This is a genomic window from Stella humosa, from assembly GCF_006738645.1.
In the GTDB taxonomy this organism is placed as follows: Bacteria; Pseudomonadota; Alphaproteobacteria; order ATCC43930; family Allostellaceae; genus Allostella; species Allostella humosa.
In genome coordinates, this window is record NZ_AP019700.1 from 5,362,732 (window position 1) to 5,379,610 (window position 16,879).

18 protein-coding genes are annotated in these 16,879 nt (G+C 69.4%); 11 read left to right on the forward strand and 7 right to left on the reverse strand.

The genetic code is table 11. The annotated features are described in order from the left end of the window. Positions 1-12 precede the first annotated feature (12 nt). From STVA_RS25205 to STVA_RS27820, 4 genes are all read left to right on the forward strand, one after another. On the forward strand, positions 13-888 hold the full coding sequence (locus STVA_RS25205) for a branched-chain amino acid ABC transporter permease (protein ID WP_123690866.1): 876 nt from the start codon (positions 13-15) through the stop codon (positions 886-888). Next, entirely contained in the window at positions 885-1,835 is a 951-nt protein-coding gene (locus tag STVA_RS25210; protein WP_123690864.1) for a branched-chain amino acid ABC transporter permease, read from the forward strand. The genes STVA_RS25205 and STVA_RS25210 overlap by 4 nt, the downstream gene beginning before the upstream one ends. Beyond that, positions 1,832-2,635 (forward strand): aspartate dehydrogenase, encoded by an 804-nt coding sequence (locus STVA_RS25215; protein ID WP_123690862.1) that lies wholly within the window; start codon positions 1,832-1,834, stop codon positions 2,633-2,635. Before STVA_RS25210 ends, STVA_RS25215 begins: the two co-directional genes overlap by 4 nt. 149 nt (positions 2,636-2,784) lie before the next feature. After that, entirely contained in the window at positions 2,785-2,928 is a 144-nt protein-coding gene (locus STVA_RS27820; RefSeq protein ID WP_170216523.1) for a hypothetical protein, read from the forward strand. 28 nt (positions 2,929-2,956) lie between these two features. Here STVA_RS27820 and STVA_RS25220 read toward each other — a convergent pair whose 3' ends face one another. Genes STVA_RS25220 through STVA_RS25235 form a run of 4 tightly spaced genes read right to left on the reverse strand, consistent with a single transcriptional unit; the run spans position 2,957 to position 7,976 of the window. Further along, complete coding sequence (locus STVA_RS25220; RefSeq protein WP_123690860.1) at positions 2,957-3,901, reverse strand: hypothetical protein; 945 nt, start codon at positions 3,899-3,901, stop codon at positions 2,957-2,959. 19 nt (positions 3,902-3,920) lie between these two features. Continuing rightward, positions 3,921-5,498: a GMC family oxidoreductase gene (locus STVA_RS25225; protein WP_245978346.1), complete on the reverse strand. Its 1,578-nt coding sequence runs from the start codon at positions 5,496-5,498 to the stop codon at positions 3,921-3,923. A 1-nt stretch (position 5,499) separates the two neighbouring features. Next, on the reverse strand, positions 5,500-7,203 hold the full coding sequence (locus tag STVA_RS25230; RefSeq protein WP_123690858.1) for an acetolactate synthase catalytic subunit: 1,704 nt from the start codon (positions 7,201-7,203) through the stop codon (positions 5,500-5,502). A gap of 14 nt (positions 7,204-7,217) precedes the next feature. Beyond that, the gene (locus STVA_RS25235) at positions 7,218-7,976 is read right to left on the reverse strand and encodes an SDR family oxidoreductase (protein ID WP_245978345.1); all 759 of its coding nucleotides are present in this window, start codon (positions 7,974-7,976) and stop codon (positions 7,218-7,220) included. Between the two features lie 94 nt (positions 7,977-8,070). On the opposite strand from STVA_RS25235, the gene STVA_RS25240 reads away from it, so the two are divergent. The 6 genes from STVA_RS25240 to STVA_RS25265 all read left to right on the forward strand — a co-directional run bounded on the left by STVA_RS25240 (position 8,071) and on the right by STVA_RS25265 (position 14,489). Next, positions 8,071-8,955 carry an alpha/beta fold hydrolase gene (locus STVA_RS25240; RefSeq protein WP_123691369.1) on the forward strand — a complete coding sequence of 295 codons (885 nt, stop codon included), beginning with the start codon at positions 8,071-8,073 and terminating at the stop codon, positions 8,953-8,955. A gap of 90 nt (positions 8,956-9,045) precedes the next feature. After that, positions 9,046-10,161: a microcin C ABC transporter permease YejB gene (locus tag STVA_RS25245; RefSeq protein ID WP_123690854.1), complete on the forward strand. Its 1,116-nt coding sequence runs from the start codon at positions 9,046-9,048 to the stop codon at positions 10,159-10,161. After that, positions 10,161-11,240, forward strand: coding sequence for an ABC transporter permease (locus tag STVA_RS25250; protein WP_123690852.1), 1,080 nt, complete (start codon positions 10,161-10,163; stop codon positions 11,238-11,240). The genes STVA_RS25245 and STVA_RS25250 overlap by 1 nt, the downstream gene beginning before the upstream one ends. Continuing rightward, positions 11,240-12,865 (forward strand): ABC transporter ATP-binding protein, encoded by a 1,626-nt coding sequence (locus STVA_RS25255; protein ID WP_123690850.1) that lies wholly within the window; start codon positions 11,240-11,242, stop codon positions 12,863-12,865. Before STVA_RS25250 ends, STVA_RS25255 begins: the two co-directional genes overlap by 1 nt. A gap of 1 nt (position 12,866) precedes the next feature. Beyond that, positions 12,867-13,799, forward strand: a complete 933-nt coding sequence (locus STVA_RS25260; RefSeq protein WP_123690848.1) for a 2-hydroxyacid dehydrogenase — start codon at positions 12,867-12,869, stop codon at positions 13,797-13,799. 72 nt (positions 13,800-13,871) lie between these two features. Beyond that, positions 13,872-14,489: an SCO family protein gene (locus STVA_RS25265; RefSeq protein ID WP_123690846.1), complete on the forward strand. Its 618-nt coding sequence runs from the start codon at positions 13,872-13,874 to the stop codon at positions 14,487-14,489. Here STVA_RS25265 and STVA_RS25270 read toward each other — a convergent pair. Beyond that, complete coding sequence (locus STVA_RS25270) at positions 14,486-15,265, reverse strand: ComF family protein (RefSeq protein ID WP_338069548.1); 780 nt, start codon at positions 15,263-15,265, stop codon at positions 14,486-14,488. The genes STVA_RS25265 and STVA_RS25270 overlap by 4 nt on opposite strands. 21 nt (positions 15,266-15,286) lie before the next feature. On the opposite strand from STVA_RS25270, the gene STVA_RS25275 reads away from it, so the two are divergent. Beyond that, positions 15,287-16,252 (forward strand): methyltransferase domain-containing protein, encoded by a 966-nt coding sequence (locus tag STVA_RS25275; RefSeq protein ID WP_245978344.1) that lies wholly within the window; start codon positions 15,287-15,289, stop codon positions 16,250-16,252. On the opposite strand, the gene STVA_RS25280 is transcribed toward STVA_RS25275, so the two are convergent. Both STVA_RS25280 and STVA_RS25285 read right to left on the reverse strand, forming a co-directional pair. Further along, positions 16,244-16,630 carry a type II toxin-antitoxin system death-on-curing family toxin gene (locus tag STVA_RS25280; RefSeq protein ID WP_123690841.1) on the reverse strand — a complete coding sequence of 129 codons (387 nt, stop codon included), beginning with the start codon at positions 16,628-16,630 and terminating at the stop codon, positions 16,244-16,246. The genes STVA_RS25275 and STVA_RS25280 overlap by 9 nt on opposite strands. Then, positions 16,627-16,854, reverse strand: coding sequence for an AbrB/MazE/SpoVT family DNA-binding domain-containing protein (locus STVA_RS25285; protein WP_123690839.1), 228 nt, complete (start codon positions 16,852-16,854; stop codon positions 16,627-16,629). The genes STVA_RS25280 and STVA_RS25285 overlap by 4 nt, the downstream gene beginning before the upstream one ends. Positions 16,855-16,879: the final 25 nt, after the last annotated feature.

Sequence of the window (16,879 nt, forward strand, 5' to 3'; positions counted from 1 at the left end):
GAAGGGACCCCCATGGACTTTCTCGTGCCCGACATCTTCCTGGTCGAGGCGATCGTCAACGGCATCCTGCTGGGCGGCATCCTGGCGCTGCTGGCGCTGGGCCTCAACCTCATCTTCGGCGTCATCGACGTCGTGTGGATATCCTACGCCGAGCTGGTGATGTGCGGCATGTACGCCATCTACTGGCTCTATGCCGTCCATGGCGTGCCGCTGCCGATCGCGGCCGTCATCGCCATCGTCTTCGTCGCCATCCTGGGCGTGCTGGTCCACAAGCTCATCATCTCGCCCATCCTGGGATCGGCGCCGATCAACCAGCTGCTGGCGACGGGCGGGCTGCTCTTCTTCCTCCAGAGCTTCGCGACGCTGCTGTTCGGGGCGGACTTCCGCAACATCGGCCTGCGCCTGCCGATCATCGAGGTGGGCGACCTCTTCATCAGCTTCGCCCGCCTGCTGGCGTTCGGCGCAGCCCTTCTCGGCATGATCGGATTGTGGCTGTTCCTCAAGCGGACCTATGTCGGCACCGCCATCCGCGCCATCGCCCAGGATCGCGAGATCATGATCCTGATGGGGGTCGACCCCAAGCGGGTCTATCTCATCACCTCGGCACTGGGCGGCGGCCTGGCGGGCCTGGCGTCGGCGCTGCTGGTGCTGCAATACGACGTGCACCCCTTCATCGGCCTGTCCTTCGGGCCGATCACCTTCATGATCTGCGTGCTGGGCGGGCTCGGCAGCATGATCGGCGGCTTCGTCGCCGCCTTCATCATGAGCCAGATCATCTCGGTCGGCGGTTTCTACACCTCGATCGAGCTGTCCTACGTGCTGGCCTTCCTGCTCTTCATCGTGATGATCTTCGTGCGACCGCAGGGCCTGTTTGGGGTGAAGTCGTGAAGGCGGGCTGGATCCTGCTCGGGCTGGCGCTGCTGCTGCCGCCGTTCCTGCCGATCTCCGACTACACGCTGCACATCCTGATCCTCATCCTGCTCTGGGCCTTCGTCTATACGAGCTGGACGGTGATGGGGCGCTTCGGGCTGGTGTCGCTGGGCCACGGCGCATTCCTCGGCCTCGGCACCTACGCGACGGCCCTGCTGTGGAACCACTACGGCCTGTCGCCGTGGCTGGGCCTGCCGCTCGGTATCGTGGTCGCCGTCGTCGTGGCCCTGGTCATCGGCTATCCCTGCTCGCGCCTGAAGGTCGTGGGTCACTACTTCGCGCTGGTGACCCTGGCCCTGACCGAGGTGGTGCGGCTGTCGATCGTCGCCTGGCGCGACGTCACCGGCGGCTCGCTCGGCATGACGCCCAATACGGTGCCGCCGAACAGCCTGGAGGCGATGCAGTTCACCCGCCCGACCTGGTACTGGGTGGCGCTTTCGGCCTGGGCCCTCGGCCTCTATGTCTGGCACCGGGTCGACCGCAGCATGACGCGATCGGCCATGGATGCGATCGCCGACGACGAGACGGCGGCCGCCGCCGTCGGCATCGACGTCACCCGGCAGAAGCTGACGGTGACGACCATCAGTGCGGCGATGACGGCGCTGGGCGGCGGCCTCGTCGGCCAGTACCAGATGTACATCAACCCCGAGACGATGGCCGGCGTCGGGGTCTCGCTGCAGATCGTCTTCGCGGCGATCTCGGGCGGGATGTACGTCATCCTCGGCCCCACGGTCGGCGCCATCCTGACCATCGTGCTGCAGGAATACCTGCGTGTCCTCTTCGGCACCCGCTTCATCGGCGCGGCGGCCACCATCTATGGCGCGATGCTGATCCTCTTCATCATCTACATGCCCAACGGCATCTGCGGGGTGATCGTGGACAAGCTGCGAAAGCGCAGGGCGTGACCCGCACCTATCGCATCGGCCTGATCGGCCTGGGCGCCATCGGCCGCGACCTGCTCGAGCGGATCGGCACCGGCACACTGGGGCCGATCGAGGCGGCTGCCGTCCTGGTACGCCGTCCGCGACCGGACAGCGGCGTGCCGGGGCTGACCCATGATCCCGACCGATTCTTCGCCGCCGGCTTCGATGCCGTCGTCGAGGGCGCCGGCCACCAGGCCGTTCGCGACCATGGCGAGCGCGCGCTGCGGGCCGGGGCCGATCTCCTTCTCACCTCGGTCGGCGCGCTGACCGACGATGCGCTCTTTGCCCGCCTGCAGCAGGCCGCGTCGGACAGCGGGCGACGACTGATCCTGCCGTCGGCCGGCATCGGCGCGCTCGACATCCTGGCCGCCGGCGCGGTCGGCGGCCTCGACCGGGTGACGGTCACCGTGCGCAAGGATCCGCTGTCCTGGAAGGGAACGATCGCCGAGCGGCAGGTCGACCTCGACGGGCTGACGGCGCCGTTCGTCCTGCATGACGGGCCGGTGCGCGAGGGGGCCCGCGCCTACCCGCAGAACGTCAACATCTCCGCCGCGGCCGCCCTGGCCGGCATCGGGCTCGATCGCACGCGCCTCGTCATCGTCGCCGACCCCGGCATCACCGTGCATGTTGTCGAGATCGAGGCCGAGGGGCATTTCGGGCGCTTCACCTTCCGGGAGGAGATCATCCCGACCGACGACAACCCGAAGACCGGGCGCCTCGTCGCCATGGCGGTCGCCAAGACCGTGCGCCAGCTCGCCAGCCCCCTGGTGATCGGCGCCTGAGGCCGCGGCGCCTCTTCGATTGGCAACTCTTCGATCAGGCAACCCTTTGATCTGACAGGGCGCGCAAAAGGGCGTACCATCGGCCGGGCGTCGCGCCCCGCCTGTCGCCGACATCGCCGCGCGCGATCCCGCCCATCCCGGAGTGCCCCATGGCCAAGGGTCAGCAGCGCAGCAATCGTGAAACCAAGAAGCCCAAGCAGGCCGCCAAGACGAAGACCGGCCCGATCGTCTCCCCCTTCTCCACCCTGCCACCCGGCAAGGCGCCGGCCGCCGGCGCCCCCAAGAAGAAGTAGGCTGGCCGGCCGTCGCCAGCGCCGCGCGTCAAGCCCTGCTGGCAACCGCGCGGCGCGCGTCGTCCCGTAGCCGAGCATCCCACCAGGCGATTCCCTGGGGTTCGGGATAGGCGCCGAGGAACGCCTCGAGGCGCCGGCGGTGGTGGGAATCGGCCAGCAGGCGGCTCATCGACTGGCCCAGGGCGATCAGGTTGTGCCGGTTGTAGTCGCGGAAACGGTCATCCTGCCACTGCCGATCGTCGCCATAGTGATAGGTGAGCGCGGCGCCGCGCAGGATGACCATTCGCTCGGCCCTCGCCACCATGTTGTAGAGCAACGAGCGCCCGATTAGCGCGATGCCGACACAGCAATCGTTGGCGGCGAAATCCGCCAGCCACGACGTCGGGAAGACGAAGCAGTCGAACCCCTCATGCTCCGCGCCGGCCTCCAGGGCGGCGAGGTCGTCCCGGCCGCCATAGCCGGCCAGATCCCCCACCGTACGACGGTTGATCACGAGGCAGTCGGCGCCGGCATCGAGCAGCGCCCGGACGCCTCGGTAGAAGTGTTCCTGCAGGCAGATATCGCTGTTGGTGAAGACAAGGTAGCCGTCAGGCCAGCCCGCTGCACTGGCCGACCGCAGGATGTCGAACAGCAGCGGCAGGGGCCGCGGCACGGCAAACGGCCGCAGATCGGTGACCACGCGTTCCAGCGGGGGTGAAGAGACGAACCCCGCCGGCACGGCGTCCGGCTCCCCCGCCATCGTCACCGCCACCAGCCGGACGCCCATCGCCGTCGCGGCCGCTCGACGCATGCTCTCCGCCGTGCGCGCCTGGGTCCGTTCCGCCAACCCATCGGCGCGGTAGAACTGGACGGCATGGGCGATCCGGTCGGTCCTGGCGGCAGGGGCGGCCCGGTCGTCCCAGGACACCGCGACTGCACCGGCCGGTGGCCGCGCTTCCTGGACTACGACATTCTCGGTCAGGCGGTGGAACATGGCGGTGCCTGCCTTTCCGCTAGGCCGGGCTTCGCTTCAGCTCGTCGGCCACCTTCTCGCCGATCATCACCGTCGTCAGGTGGGTGTTGGCACGACAATCGGACGGCATGATCGCGGCGTCGGCGACCCACAACCCCTCCACCCCGCGCACCCGGCAGTGCGGGTCGACGACGCCGCGCGGGTCTTCATGCGCCGTCATTCGGCAGGTCGAGACCGGGTGCTGGGCATCGCCGCACTCCGCCAGGATCGCCTGATCCAGTTCGTCATCCGGCAGGACCGCGGCGGTCGCCATCAGCATGTCGGCGAAACCGAAGCCGATCCGTTCGGCGATGCCGGACACCGCCGAGTGGGCCGTGATCGCCGCCAGCCGCCGCACGCCGTGGCGCAGGCGAATGCGGTCGCGCTCGTCGTCCAGCATGTTCGCCTCAACCAGCGGATCGACCGCCGGGTCGCGCGAGCGCAGCACGATCTCCCCCTCCGAGAAGGACTGGAACAGGGCGGTGGCGATGCCACCGTCCCCTGCCCGCGCCGGATCGTCCGCCTCGAAGCCGCGATGATTGAAGGCCATGAAGATCATGTCGTTGTGCCCGCCGCCAGCCATGCCCGACGTCCAGGTGACGCAGCAGTTGGTATGGCGGAAATCGATGTCGGTCGGCCGCAGTTCCGGCCGGATGCGGATAAGCGCGCGGATCGTCGGATGCTCCAGCATGTGGCGGCCGACATGCGGGTTGGCATGGACGACCGGAATGCCGAAGCGCACCAGCACCGCCGGGTCGCCGACGCCCGAACGCATCAGGATCGCCGGCGAATGCACCGCCCCTGCCGACAGGATGATGCGGCGCCCGGCGAAGCGCTGCATCTGGCCGCCGATCGCGGCCTCGACGGCGGTCGCGCGCTTGCCCTCGAAGACGATGCGGTCGACCAACGCGCCAGACTGCACCCGCAGGTTGGCGCGGCCGCGGGCCGGCTCGATATAGGCGTCGTTGGTCGATACCCGGCGCCCGTCGCGGCTGTTGATCGGATAGCAGGCGACGCCGCTGCTGTCGGGCGCATTGAGGTCGTCGTTCCACGGATAACCCAGCCCCAGAGCTGCGTCGGCCAGCGCGCGGTCGACCGGCCCCCACTGCTCGCGGGGGGCGCGATAGACCGGGATCGGGCCACCCGAGCCGTGCCAGCGCGCGGCACCATGGTCGCCATCGCTTTCCAGCCGGTTGAAATAGGGCAGCACCTCGTCCCAGCCCCAGCCCTCGCAGCCGCGCTCGGCCCAGTCCTCGAAGGCATCGGGCACGCCGCGGATGGCGATCTGGGCATTCACGGCGGACGAGCCGCCCATGCCGCGGCCGCGCCAATAGTGCTTGGGCTCCTGCACGCGGGTGCGCCTGGCGAACAGGCCCGGCCACTGCCATTCCGCCTGCATCGCCGGCGGCAGGATGATGCGCAGCGGATTGGCGCTCGCCATCTCGGGCGGCGCCTCGGCCGAGCGATAGTCGCGGCCCGCCTCCAGCAGCAGCACGCGGTGGCCGGCGTCTTCCGACAGGCGGGCGGCCAGCACGGCGCCAGCGGACCCGGCGCCGACCACGATCGTGTCCCAGATCATGCTACTGGCCCCCCAGCCGGCCGTCGAAGGCAGTGACCGGCGGATAGGCCTCCGGATCGGTGACGACGTCGATCACGGTCGGCCGGTCGGCCGCCAATGCCGCCTCCAGCGCCGGGCCGTACGCCTCCGGATCCTCGATGCGCACACCGAGGCAGCCGCAAGCCCGGGCGATGGCGGCATGGTCGACCGGGGCGAAGGCGACGGCGTCGGTATGCGCGCCGTGCGTCGCCGTCTCGGCATGCTTCTGGTAGCCCAGGATCTGATTGTTGAGGACGGTAATGGCGACGGGCGTGCCCATGCGCCGCGCCGTTTCCAGCTCGGCCCAGACATGGGCGAAGCCGCCGTCGCCGGCGACGCAGATGACGGGGCTCGCGGGCGAGGCCACCTTGGCGCCGATCGCCATCGGCAGCCCCCAGCCGAGCCCGGCGATCCCGCGCGGCGTCAGGAACCGCTGGCCCGGCCGGCGCGCCCGCAGATAGTTGTTGATCCAGATGGAGGCATAGCTGGCATCCGCGACGACGATGGTGTCCGGCGTCAGGCGGCGGTCGATCTCGGCCATGATGCGCTCGGGCCGCATCGGGCTGGCGGTAGCCCCCGTCATCGCGGCGGCCTCGTCGAGATGGGCGCGGCGGCCCTCGCGGATCGCCGCTTCCACCGCCGAGCGGCCGGCCGCGCGGGCGCCCAGGTCGCGGGCTGCCAGGGCCTCGGTCAGGGCGGTCAGCGTCGCGCGGGCATCCCCTTGCAGGCGCATCGCCTCGTAGTTGCGCCCGATCTCCTGCCCGTCGATATCGAGATGAATGAAGCGCGCTCCCTTGGGGAACAGCTTCCACGAATCGGTGCCGTTCTGGTTGGTGCGATTGCCGACCAGCAGCACCACGTCGGCCCGGTCGACGATCGGGCGCATGAACTTGCCCACCCCGCGCCGGCCCATGAAGTAGCCGATCACGCCGACCGACAGCGGATGGCCCTCGTCGACTGCCCCCTTGCCCATCGACGTGGTGCCGACCGGGAGGTGGGCCGCTTCCTGCAGTGCCGCCAGCGCGGCCGCCGCGCCGGACGAATGGATGCCGCCGCCGGCCACCACCAGCGGGTGGGCCGCCCCGGCCAGCAGGTCGGCCGCGGCCGCGATCATCGCAGGATCGGCCTGCGGTCGGTCGAGGGGATAGGCGCCGAGGCTGGCGACCCGGCCCGACTCCTTGGGTGCCGCGTCCTGGAACAGGTCGATCGGCACGATCAACACGGCCGGGCCCGGGCGACCGCCGGCCGCGGCCGTGAAGGCCATGTCGACATAGTCGTCGATGCGGTCGGCCTTGGCCACGCGGCGCACCCATTTGGCGACGCCGCGGAAGAGGTCGATATGGTCCAGCTCCTGGAAGGCGTTGCGGTCGGTGGCCCCCCGGGCCACGTCCTGCACCAGGGCCACGATCGGGATGGAAGCCTTCAGGGCCTCCGCCAGGCCCGGCACCAGCAGGGTGGCGGCTGGCCCGTTCTGCGCCGTCACCACGGCCACGCGGTTGGAGATGCGGGCATAGCCGTCGGCCATCGCGGCACCTGCATTCTCGGTACGGTAGGCGAACTGGCGGATGCCATAGCCGGGCGCGATCAGGTGAAATGCCGTCGGGATGCTCTGGCCGAACGCCACCTCCACCCCATGGCGGCGGAAGGCACGGACGATGGTATGGGCGGCGTTCTCGTTGGCAAGCATCGATCGATCCCGCGTCAGGTCATGGAAAGCCCACCGGCGACGTCGAGCGTGACGCCGGTGACGAAGCTGGCTGCATCGGAAGTGAGGTAGGCGATGGCATCCGCGCATTCGGCGGCCGTGCCGAGCCGACCGAGCGGCGTCGCCGCCAGGGCCGCCTGGTTCACGGCCGCCCCCACCGTGTGGATCATCGGGCTCTCGATCCGACCGGGGGCGATCGCGTTGACGCGGATGCCGTGGGGCCCGAGCTCGCCCGCCAGATGGCGCGTCAGCCCGATGATCGCGGCCTTGGTCGCGGCATAGTGGACGCCGACGATGCTGGAATAGTGCTTACCCGCGACCGACGACAAGCTGACGATGGCGCCGCGCCGGGCAGCGATCATGGCCGGCGCCACCAGCCGCGCGCCGTAGAAGCAGCCGCTGAGGTTGATGTCGACGACGCGGCGCCACTCGGCCGGGTCCATCTCGGCTGCCGGCACGCGGGCGCCGTCGCGCTTGGGCGAGATGCCGGCATTGTTGACCAGGATATCGAAGGCGCCGATGCGGGCGACCGCGGCGGCGTGGGCGGCCTGGAAGGACTCCCAGTCGCCGACATCGCCCGCCACCGCGATGGCGCCGCCACCGATCTCGGCCGCCGTCGCTTCGGCCGCGTCCAGCGCGATATCCATGACGGCGACCCTGGCGCCGCGCCGCGCCAGCCCCTCCGCCACGGCACGGCCGATCCCCCGCGCGGCGCCGGTGACCAGCGCCGTTCGACCCCGATGCGTCTCTTCCACGGATGTCCTCCCGGAATGGGCGGTGAGTGGAGGCCGAGTTTGGGCTATCCGTAGAGGGCGATCAACGACGGCCATGCGACGGGAGGATGCGACCATGCCGCACGCGACGATGAGCGACGGGGTGAAGCTGTTCTACGAGGAGACCGGCCGGGGTTTCCCCATCCTCTTCATCCATGAGTTCGCGGGCGATCATTCGAGCTGGGAGCCCCAGGTGCGCGCCATGTCGCGGCAGTATCGCTGCATCACCTACAACGCGCGGGGCTATCCGCCGTCCGACGTGCCCGAGGATACCGGCCGCTATTCCCAGGACCGCGCCGTGGCGGACGCCCACGACCTGTTGCACGCCCTGGGCATCGCCCAGGCCCACATCGTCGGCCTGTCCATGGGCGGCTTCTGCACAGTTCATTTCGGCATGCGCCACCCCGGCCTTGCCCGCTCGCTGGTGGTCGCCGGCTGCGGCCATGGCGCCGAGATCGAGCGCCAGCCGCAGTTCCGCGCCGACGCGAACGCCACCGCCGACAAGCTGTTGGCGCTGGGCATGGCCGAGGGTGCCCGAGGCTATGCCCTCTCCCCCACCCGGGTGCAGTACCAGAACAAGGACGCGCGTGGCTGGCAGGAGTTCGCGCACAACCTGGCCGGCCATTCCGCCATCGGCTCGGCCAACACGCTGAAGGGGGTGCAGGCCGGCCGGCCCTCGATCTACGAGTTCGAGGCCGACCTGCGACAGTTGACCGTACCCACCCTGATCGCGACCGGCGACGAGGACGAGCCGACGCTGCTGCCGGGCGTCTTCCTGAAGCGCTGCATCCCGACATCCGGCCTGTGGATCGCCCCCAAGACCGGCCACGCCATCAACCTGGAGGAACCCGACCTCTTCAACCAGGCGGTCCTGCGCTTCTTCCACCAGGTCGAATCCGGCACCTGGGGCGCCCGCGACCCGCGCTCGCTGTCGGCCCGCATGACCGCCGACGAGCGGTAGATGAACGCGGCCGACGGATCGATTCCTGTCGCAGACATAATCTGCGGCGCAGTCGACGATTCGGTCGCGAGCCGCTAGGTTCGCTGCCTGATGCTGGCCTATCTGCTCCGCCGCCTGTTGCTGGTGATCCCGACGCTGTTCGGCATCATGGTGGTGAACTTCGTCATCATCCAGGCGGCACCCGGCGGGCCGGTCGAGCAGATGATCGCCCGCATCAAAGGGACGGCGGTCGATGCCACGGCACGGATCGGCGGCACCGGCGGCGATGCGGCCGCCCCCCAGTCGGGCGAACGATCGGTGCCGGGGTCGTCCGGCGAGGCGTCGAAGTATCGCGGCGCCCGCGGGCTCGACCCCAGCCTGATCAAGGAGATCGAGCGGCTCTACGGCTTCGACAAGCCGCCGCTCGAGCGCTTCACCATGATGATGAAGAGCTATGTGCTCTTCGATTTCGGCAACAGCTTCTTCCGCGACCGGCGCGTCGTGGACCTGGTCCTGGACAAGATGCCGGTCTCGATCTCACTTGGCCTGTGGACGACGCTGCTGGTCTACATGATCTCGATACCGCTCGGCATCGCCAAGGCGGTGCGCGACGGGAGCGGCTTCGACATCTGGACCTCGGCCGTCATCATCGTCGGCTATGCGATCCCGGGCTTCCTCTTCGCCGTCCTGCTGGTGGTGTTGTTCGCCGGCGGCAGCTTCCTCGACTGGTTTCCGTTGCGCGGGCTGACCTCGGAAACCTGGGGCCGGATGTCCTGGCCCGAGCGCATCCTCGACTATCTGTGGCACATCGCCCTGCCGGTGACGGCGATGGTGATCGGCGGCTTCGCCAGCCTGACGATGCTGACGAAGAACTCCTTCCTGGAGGAGATCAACAAGCAGTACGTCCTGACGGCGCGCGCCAAGGGGCTGCCGGAGCGCAAGATCCTGTACGGCCATGTCTTCCGCAACGCCATGCTGATCGTGGTCGCGGGCTTCCCGGCCGCCTTCGTTGGCGTGCTGTTCACGGGGTCGCTGTTGATCGAGGTCATCTTCTCGCTCGACGGGCTGGGCCTGCTGGGCTTCGAGGCCGCGATCAACCGCGACTATCCGGTGATGTTCGGGACCCTCTACTTCTTCACGCTGATCGGGCTGCTGCTCGGCATCGTCGGCGACCTGATGTATGTGGTGATCGACCCACGGATCGATTTCGAGGCGCGCAGGGCCTGATGGCGCCACCCGCTGCCACCCACTCCCAGCCCCCCGGCCATCCGACCTTCCTCGGCCGGCGGATTTCGCCACTGGCGGCCCGCCGCCTGGCCAGCTTCCGCGCCAACCGGCGCGGCTTCTGGGCGCTGTGGCTGTTCCTGGCCCTGTTCCTGGTGTCGCTCTTCGCGGAGTTCGTGGCCAACGACCGGCCGTTCCTGGTGAAGTATGATGGGGCCTACTACTGGCCGGTCTTCGCCGACTATCCGGAATCGACCTTCGGCGGCTTCCTGCCCCACACCGACTATCGCGACCCCAGCGTGGCCGACGAGATCAAGGCCAAGGGCTGGATGGTCTGGCCGCTCATCCCCTACAGCTACGACACCATCAATTTCGACCTGGGCAGGCCCGCACCGGCGCCGCCGTCGGCGGCCAACTGGCTCGGCACCGACGACCAGGGGCGCGACGTCGTCGCCCGGCTCATCTACGGCTTCCGCATCAGCGTGCTGTTCGGGCTGACCCTGACGCTGGCCAGTTCCGTCATCGGCATCGCGGCCGGCGCGGTGCAGGGCTATTTCGGCGGGCTGGTCGACCTGTTCTTCCAGCGTTTCATCGAAATATGGTCTGGCCTGCCGGTGCTCTACCTGCTGATCATCCTGGCATCGGTGGTGGAGCCCAACTTCTGGTGGCTGCTGTCGCTGATGCTGCTGTTCAGTTGGATGGCGCTGGTCGGCGTCGTGCGGGCGGAATTCCTGCGCGCGCGCAACTTCGACTATGTCCGCGCCGCCCGCGCGCTCGGCGTCGGCGACACGGTGATCATGGTGCGCCATGTCCTGCCCAACGCCATGGTCGCCACGCTGACCTTCATGCCTTTCATCCTCAACGGCTCGATCACGACGCTGACCAGCCTCGACTTCCTGGGCTTCGGGCTGCCGCCCGGCTCGGCGTCGCTGGGCGAACTGCTGTCGCAGGGCAAGGCCAACCTGCAGGCGCCATGGCTCGGGCTGACCGCGTTCGCCACGCTGGCGCTGATGCTAAGCCTGCTGATCTTTGTCGGCGAGGCCGTGCGCGACGCGTTCGACCCACGCAAGACCGTGCGCTGATGGCGCTGCTGGAAGTCCGCGACCTGACGGTCACCTTCGGGGAGGGGCCGCGCGCGGTCGAGGCGGTGAAGGGCGTGTCCTTCGACCTGGAGCGTGGCGAAACGCTGGCGATCGTTGGCGAATCCGGCTCCGGCAAGTCGGTCACCGCGCTCTCGATCCTCCAGCTCCTGCCCTATCCCCACGCCAGCCACGGTACCGCCACCCACATCCGTTTCGACGGCACCGAGCTGGTGGGGGCGCCGCCGGCCGTCCTTCAGAAGGTGCGCGGCGGGCGCATCGGCATGGTCTTCCAGGAGCCCATGACCTCGCTCAACCCGCTGCACACGGTGGCCCGCCAGATCGGCGAGACGCTGCTGCTGCACAAGGGGATGAGCGGCGAGCCGGCGCGGGCACGCACGCTGGAACTGCTGTCCATGGTCGGCCTCGCCAATGCCGCCGACCGGCTCGACGCCTATCCCCACCAGCTTTCGGGCGGTCAGCGCCAGCGGGTGATGATCGCCATGGCCCTGGCGACCGAGCCCGACCTGCTGATCGCCGACGAGCCGACGACCGCCGTCGACGTCACCATCCAGGCCCAGCTGCTGAAGCTGCTGAAGGAACTTCAGGCCCGCTTCGGCATGGCCATGCTGCTGATCACCCACGACCTCGGCATCGTCCGCAACATGGCCAGCCGCGTGCTGGTGATGACCGAGGGGCGGGTGGTCGAGAAGGGGCCGATGGCGGACATCTTCGCCGCCCCGCAGCATCCCTATACCCGCCGCCTGCTGGCGGCCGAGCCCAAGGGGGCGCCGCTGGACCCGCCCGCCGATGCGGCCGAGATCATGCGCGGCGACGACATCAAGGTGTGGTTTCCCATCCGCCGCGGCCTGATGCGCAGCACGGTCGGCCATATCAAGGCCGTCGACGGCGTGTCGGTGCTGGTGCGCGAGGGGCACACCGTCGGCGTCGTCGGGGAATCGGGGTCGGGCAAGACGACGCTGGGGCTGGCTCTGCTGCGCCTGCAACGCAGCGAAGGCCGGATCGCCTTCGTCGGCCGGCCGATCAACCAGCTCGGCTGGCGCGCGCTGCGTCCGCTGCGCCGGGAGATGCAGATCGTCTTCCAGGACCCCTATGGCTCGCTCAGCCCGCGCCTGTCGGTCATGGACATCGTGGCCGAGGGCATCGGCGTGCACGAGCCCCGCAGCAATACCGCGACACGGCGCGCGATGGTCGAGGCCGCCCTGGCGGAAGTCGGGCTCGACCCGGCCACCGCCGACCGCTACCCGCATGAATTCTCGGGCGGGCAGCGCCAGCGCATCGCCATCGCCCGCGCGCTGGTCCTGAAGCCGCGCTTCGTCGTCCTGGACGAGCCGACCTCGGCGCTCGACATGAGCGTGCAGGCGCAGATCGTCGACCTGCTCCGCGACCTTCAGTCGCGCCACAAGCTGGCCTACCTCTTCATCAGCCACGACCTGAAGGTGGTAAGGGCTTTGGCCGACACGGTGATCGTCATGCGCGACGGCAAGGTCGTCGAGACGGGTCCGTCGGCGGAGATCTTCGATCGCCCGCGCATGGACTACACGCAGGCGCTGATGGCCGCGGCACTCCGCCTGGAGGCGGTCGAGACGGGAGTGGTGAGGAGCTGAGATGGCATTGGTGATCGTGAGCCGGGTGCATCCTTCGAGCGACGTCTGGGCACCGGAGATGCGCCGGCTGATGCCGGAGATCGACATCCGCTACTGGCCCGAGATCGGCAACCCGGCCGAGGTCGACGCCGTGCTGATGTGGCAGGCGCCGGAAGGCCTGTTCGAGCGCCTGCCCGACCTGAAGGCGATCTTCGCCACCGGCGCCGGGGTCGACGCCATCATGGGCGACGAGCGCGTGCCCAAGCACCTGCCGCTCTGCCGCCTGGTCGATCCGTCGATGACGTCGGAGATGAGCGAGTACGTCGTCCTCCAGGTGCTGCGCTTCCACCGCCAGGAGCCGACCTACGCCGCCCAGCAGCGCGACCGGGTGTGGCAGGTCCATTCCCAGCCCCATCCCCACCAGCGCCGCATCGGCATGATGGGCCTGGGCGAACTGGGCCAGGATGCGCTGCGCATGCTGAAGCCGTTCGGCTTCCAGTTGCGTGGCTGGAGCCGGACGCCCAAGACGCTGGACGGGATCGAGACCTTCTCGGGCGCCGAAGGGTTCGGTGACTTCCTGGCCAGCACGGATATCCTGGTGAACCTGCTGCCGCTGACGGGCGAGACCGAGGGCATCATCGACGCGACGCTGCTGGCGCGGTTGCCGCAGGGGGCATTCGTGGTGAACTGCGCCCGCGGACGCCATGTCGTCGATGCCGACCTGCTAGCAGCACTCGACTCCGGGCATCTCGCCGGTGCGGCCCTGGACGTCTTCCACCAGGAGCCGCTGGCGGCCGACCACCGCTACTGGTCGCACCCCAAGGTAATCCTGACGCCCCACGCCGCTGCCCTGACGAACCCGCTGACGGCGACGCCGCAGATCGTCGACAACCTGCGCCGGGTGCGGGACGGGCGACCGCTCGTCAACCTGGTCGACCGCGGCCGCGGCTACTGATCGCACGGACTGGCGGCCGGACGGCCGCCGGTCCATATAGCCGCCCATGACCTCGACTTGCCCGCCGGCGCCATGAGCGCCCCCGCCCGCCGCGCGCTGCTGATCCTGCTGGTCGGCCTGGCCATGCTGGCAGCGACCCTGGCCACCCTCTATCTGATGCGGCCGGCGGGTGGCCCGCGTCTGATCGAGCAGGCGGGGCCGCAGATCGGCGGGCCATTCGCCTTGGTCGATCACGAGGGCCGGCGGGTCACCGCCGATTCCTATCCCGGCCGGCACCTGCTGGTGTTCTTCGGCTTCACCCATTGCCCGGACGTCTGCCCGCTGGCGCTGGGCGAGGTGTCGGTGGCGCTCGACGCCCTGGGGCCGGCGGCCGCGGCCAAGGTGCAGCCGCTGTTCGTGTCGGTCGACCCGGAGCGCGACACCCCGGCGGCGCTGAAGGAATTCGTCACCGCCTTCGATGACCGCATCGTCGGCCTGACCGGCTCGGCCGAGGAAGTGACGGCGGCCGCGCGTGCCTACCGCGTCTATTTCAAGAAGGTGCCGGTGCAGGGCGCGCTCGGCTACACCATGGACCACAGCGCCTTCGTCTACCTGACCGGTCCTGGCGGCAAGCTGGAAGCCTTCTTCACCCACGAGACCAAGGGTGACGCGATGGCCCAGAAGATCCGCGGCTTCCTCGGCCCGACCTAGCCCTCGCGCACCACGCGCGCCAGCGTCACCACGTCGACCGCAGCCGCACCCGTCCCGCGCAGGGCACGCACGCAGGCCTCGACCGTGGCCCCGGTCGTCAGCACGTCGTCCACCAGCAGCACCCGCTTGCCGCTGATTGCCGCGCGCCGGCGGGGATGGACGGCAAAGGCGCCGGCGACGTTGCGGAACCGTCCGAGCCGCCGCAGCAGGCCCTGGGTGGGCGTGCGCCGGCGGCGCACCAGGGCATCGGGAACTGCCGGTCGCCGGCCGAGGCGGCCCAGCGCCATCGCCAGCATCGCCGCCTGGTTGTAGCGGCGATAGATCAGCCGGCTCCAATGCAGGGGCACCGGCACGACCACGTCGGCTTCCGCCAGCAGCGGTCCGGCGGCGCGCGCCATCCAGGCGGCATAGGCCGGGGCGGCATGGGTGCGGTCTGCGTGCTTGAAGCCCAGGATCAGCGGCCGGCTGGCATCGTCGTAGCGGACGGCAGAGCGCGCGCGCTCGAAGCCGGGCGGCTGGCGGATGCATTCGGCACATTCCGTGCCGGCGCCGGGGTCGAAGGCGAACGGCACCCCGCAACGACGGCAGCAAGGGGCGGAAATGAAGGTGATGGTCGACCAGCAGGTCGGGCACAGCGCGCCATCGGCCGCGACGATCGTACCGCAGGCAAGGCAGCGCGGCGGCAGCAGCACGTCCATGACCCGGCGGCCGGCGCCGACCGCGATCGCGGCGGCTTTCCGGGCGATAGCGGCGGGGCGGCGTGGCGCTTCCATCATCGGACGCCCATATTAGCCGGCATGTCGCCTCCTGCCGATACCAACCGTTCCGCCGTCCTGGCTGATCCGCCCGAAGGCATGCGGGTGTTCGACCGCCACAGCGTTCGCCGCCATCGTGAGCGTGCCGCTGCGGGGTTCGCCGGGCACGGCTTTCTCTTCGACGAGGTGGCCGCCCGCTTGGCCGACCGGCTGGACGACGTCCGGCGGGAGTTCGCCACCATCCTCGACATCGGCGCCCGCGGTGGCGTGATGGCGCGAGCGCTGGCCGCCCGCGGCGGCGATGCCCCGGCCGCGCTTGGCGACAAATCCACCGTCGTCATCCACAGCGATCTGGCGCCATCCCTACTGGCGGGCCTGCCGCGCGCGGTGGTGGCCGACCCGGAGGCCCTGCCCTTTGCCGGTGGCTTCGACCTGGTGGCAAGCTGCCTCGACCTGCATTGGGTCAACGACCTGCCCGGCGCTCTGGTGCAAATCCGCCGTGCCCTGCGGCCGGACGGCCTGTTCCTGGCCGCCATCTTCGGCGGCGACACGCTGAGCGAATTGCGCGAGGCGTGGCTGGCGGCCGAGATCGAGGTCGAAGGCGGGGCCAGCCCGCGCATCTCCCCCTTCGCGGACGGCCGCGACGCCGGCGCCCTGTTGCAGCGGGCCGGCTTCGCCCTGCCGGTGATCGACACCGATCGCATCACCGTGACCTACGCCGATCCCATCGCCCTGATGCGCGACCTGCGCGGGATGGGCGAGACGAATGCGGTGGCACTCCGTCGCCGCACCGCCACCCGCCGCGCCACCCTCTTCCGCGCCGCCGAGATCTATGGCGAGCGCTTCGCGGACGCCGACGGCCGCATCCGCGCCACCTTCGAGATCGTCACCATGACCGGGTGGGCCCCCCACGCCGACCAGCAGAAGCCGCTGAAGCCGGGCAGCGCTGCCTTCAAGCTGGCCGAGGCGCTGAACGGCGAGCCCGATCAGTCGGCTCGATCACAGTGAGGTCGTCTGCGCGCGCAGCCAGGCGGCAAATTCGGCTTCGGTCGATTGGCGCGCAGCCGCCTGTTCGACCATTCTGACGGCATCCAGCGCATTGCAGGAAAATGCATACCCGTTCAGGGCAATGAACAGGCGCGCAGCCATCCACGCGATGCGCTTGTTGCCGTCAAGGAACCCGTGATTGCGCAACAGGCCGCACGCGCAAGCCGCCGCCAGATCGGCGATGTCCGGCGTTCCATAGGCTGCAAGGTTTCGGGGGCGATCGAGCGCGGCTTCAATGGCGCCGCGATCGCGAATGCCCGCTACTCCGCCGTGCTCGGCGATCAGCCGATCATGGATCGCAAAAACGACTTTCGCGTCGATCCATGCCCAATCCGTCACTTCGCGAGAGCCCGCAGGATCTCGCGATCGTCATGCAGGATATCTTCAGCCAGCCGCATCTGGCGCTCGAACTCCGGATCGTAGGGGGTCAGTCGATAGCCGCCATCCGGCGTCTCCGTCAGAAACAACGTGTCCCCCTTCTTCACCTTCAACTGGGCCATTGCTTCCTTGGTAAGGATGATGCCGGCCGAGCCGCCCACGGTTGTGATCTTGAAGGCCAGCATCTCCACCCCACGCTCTATATAATAA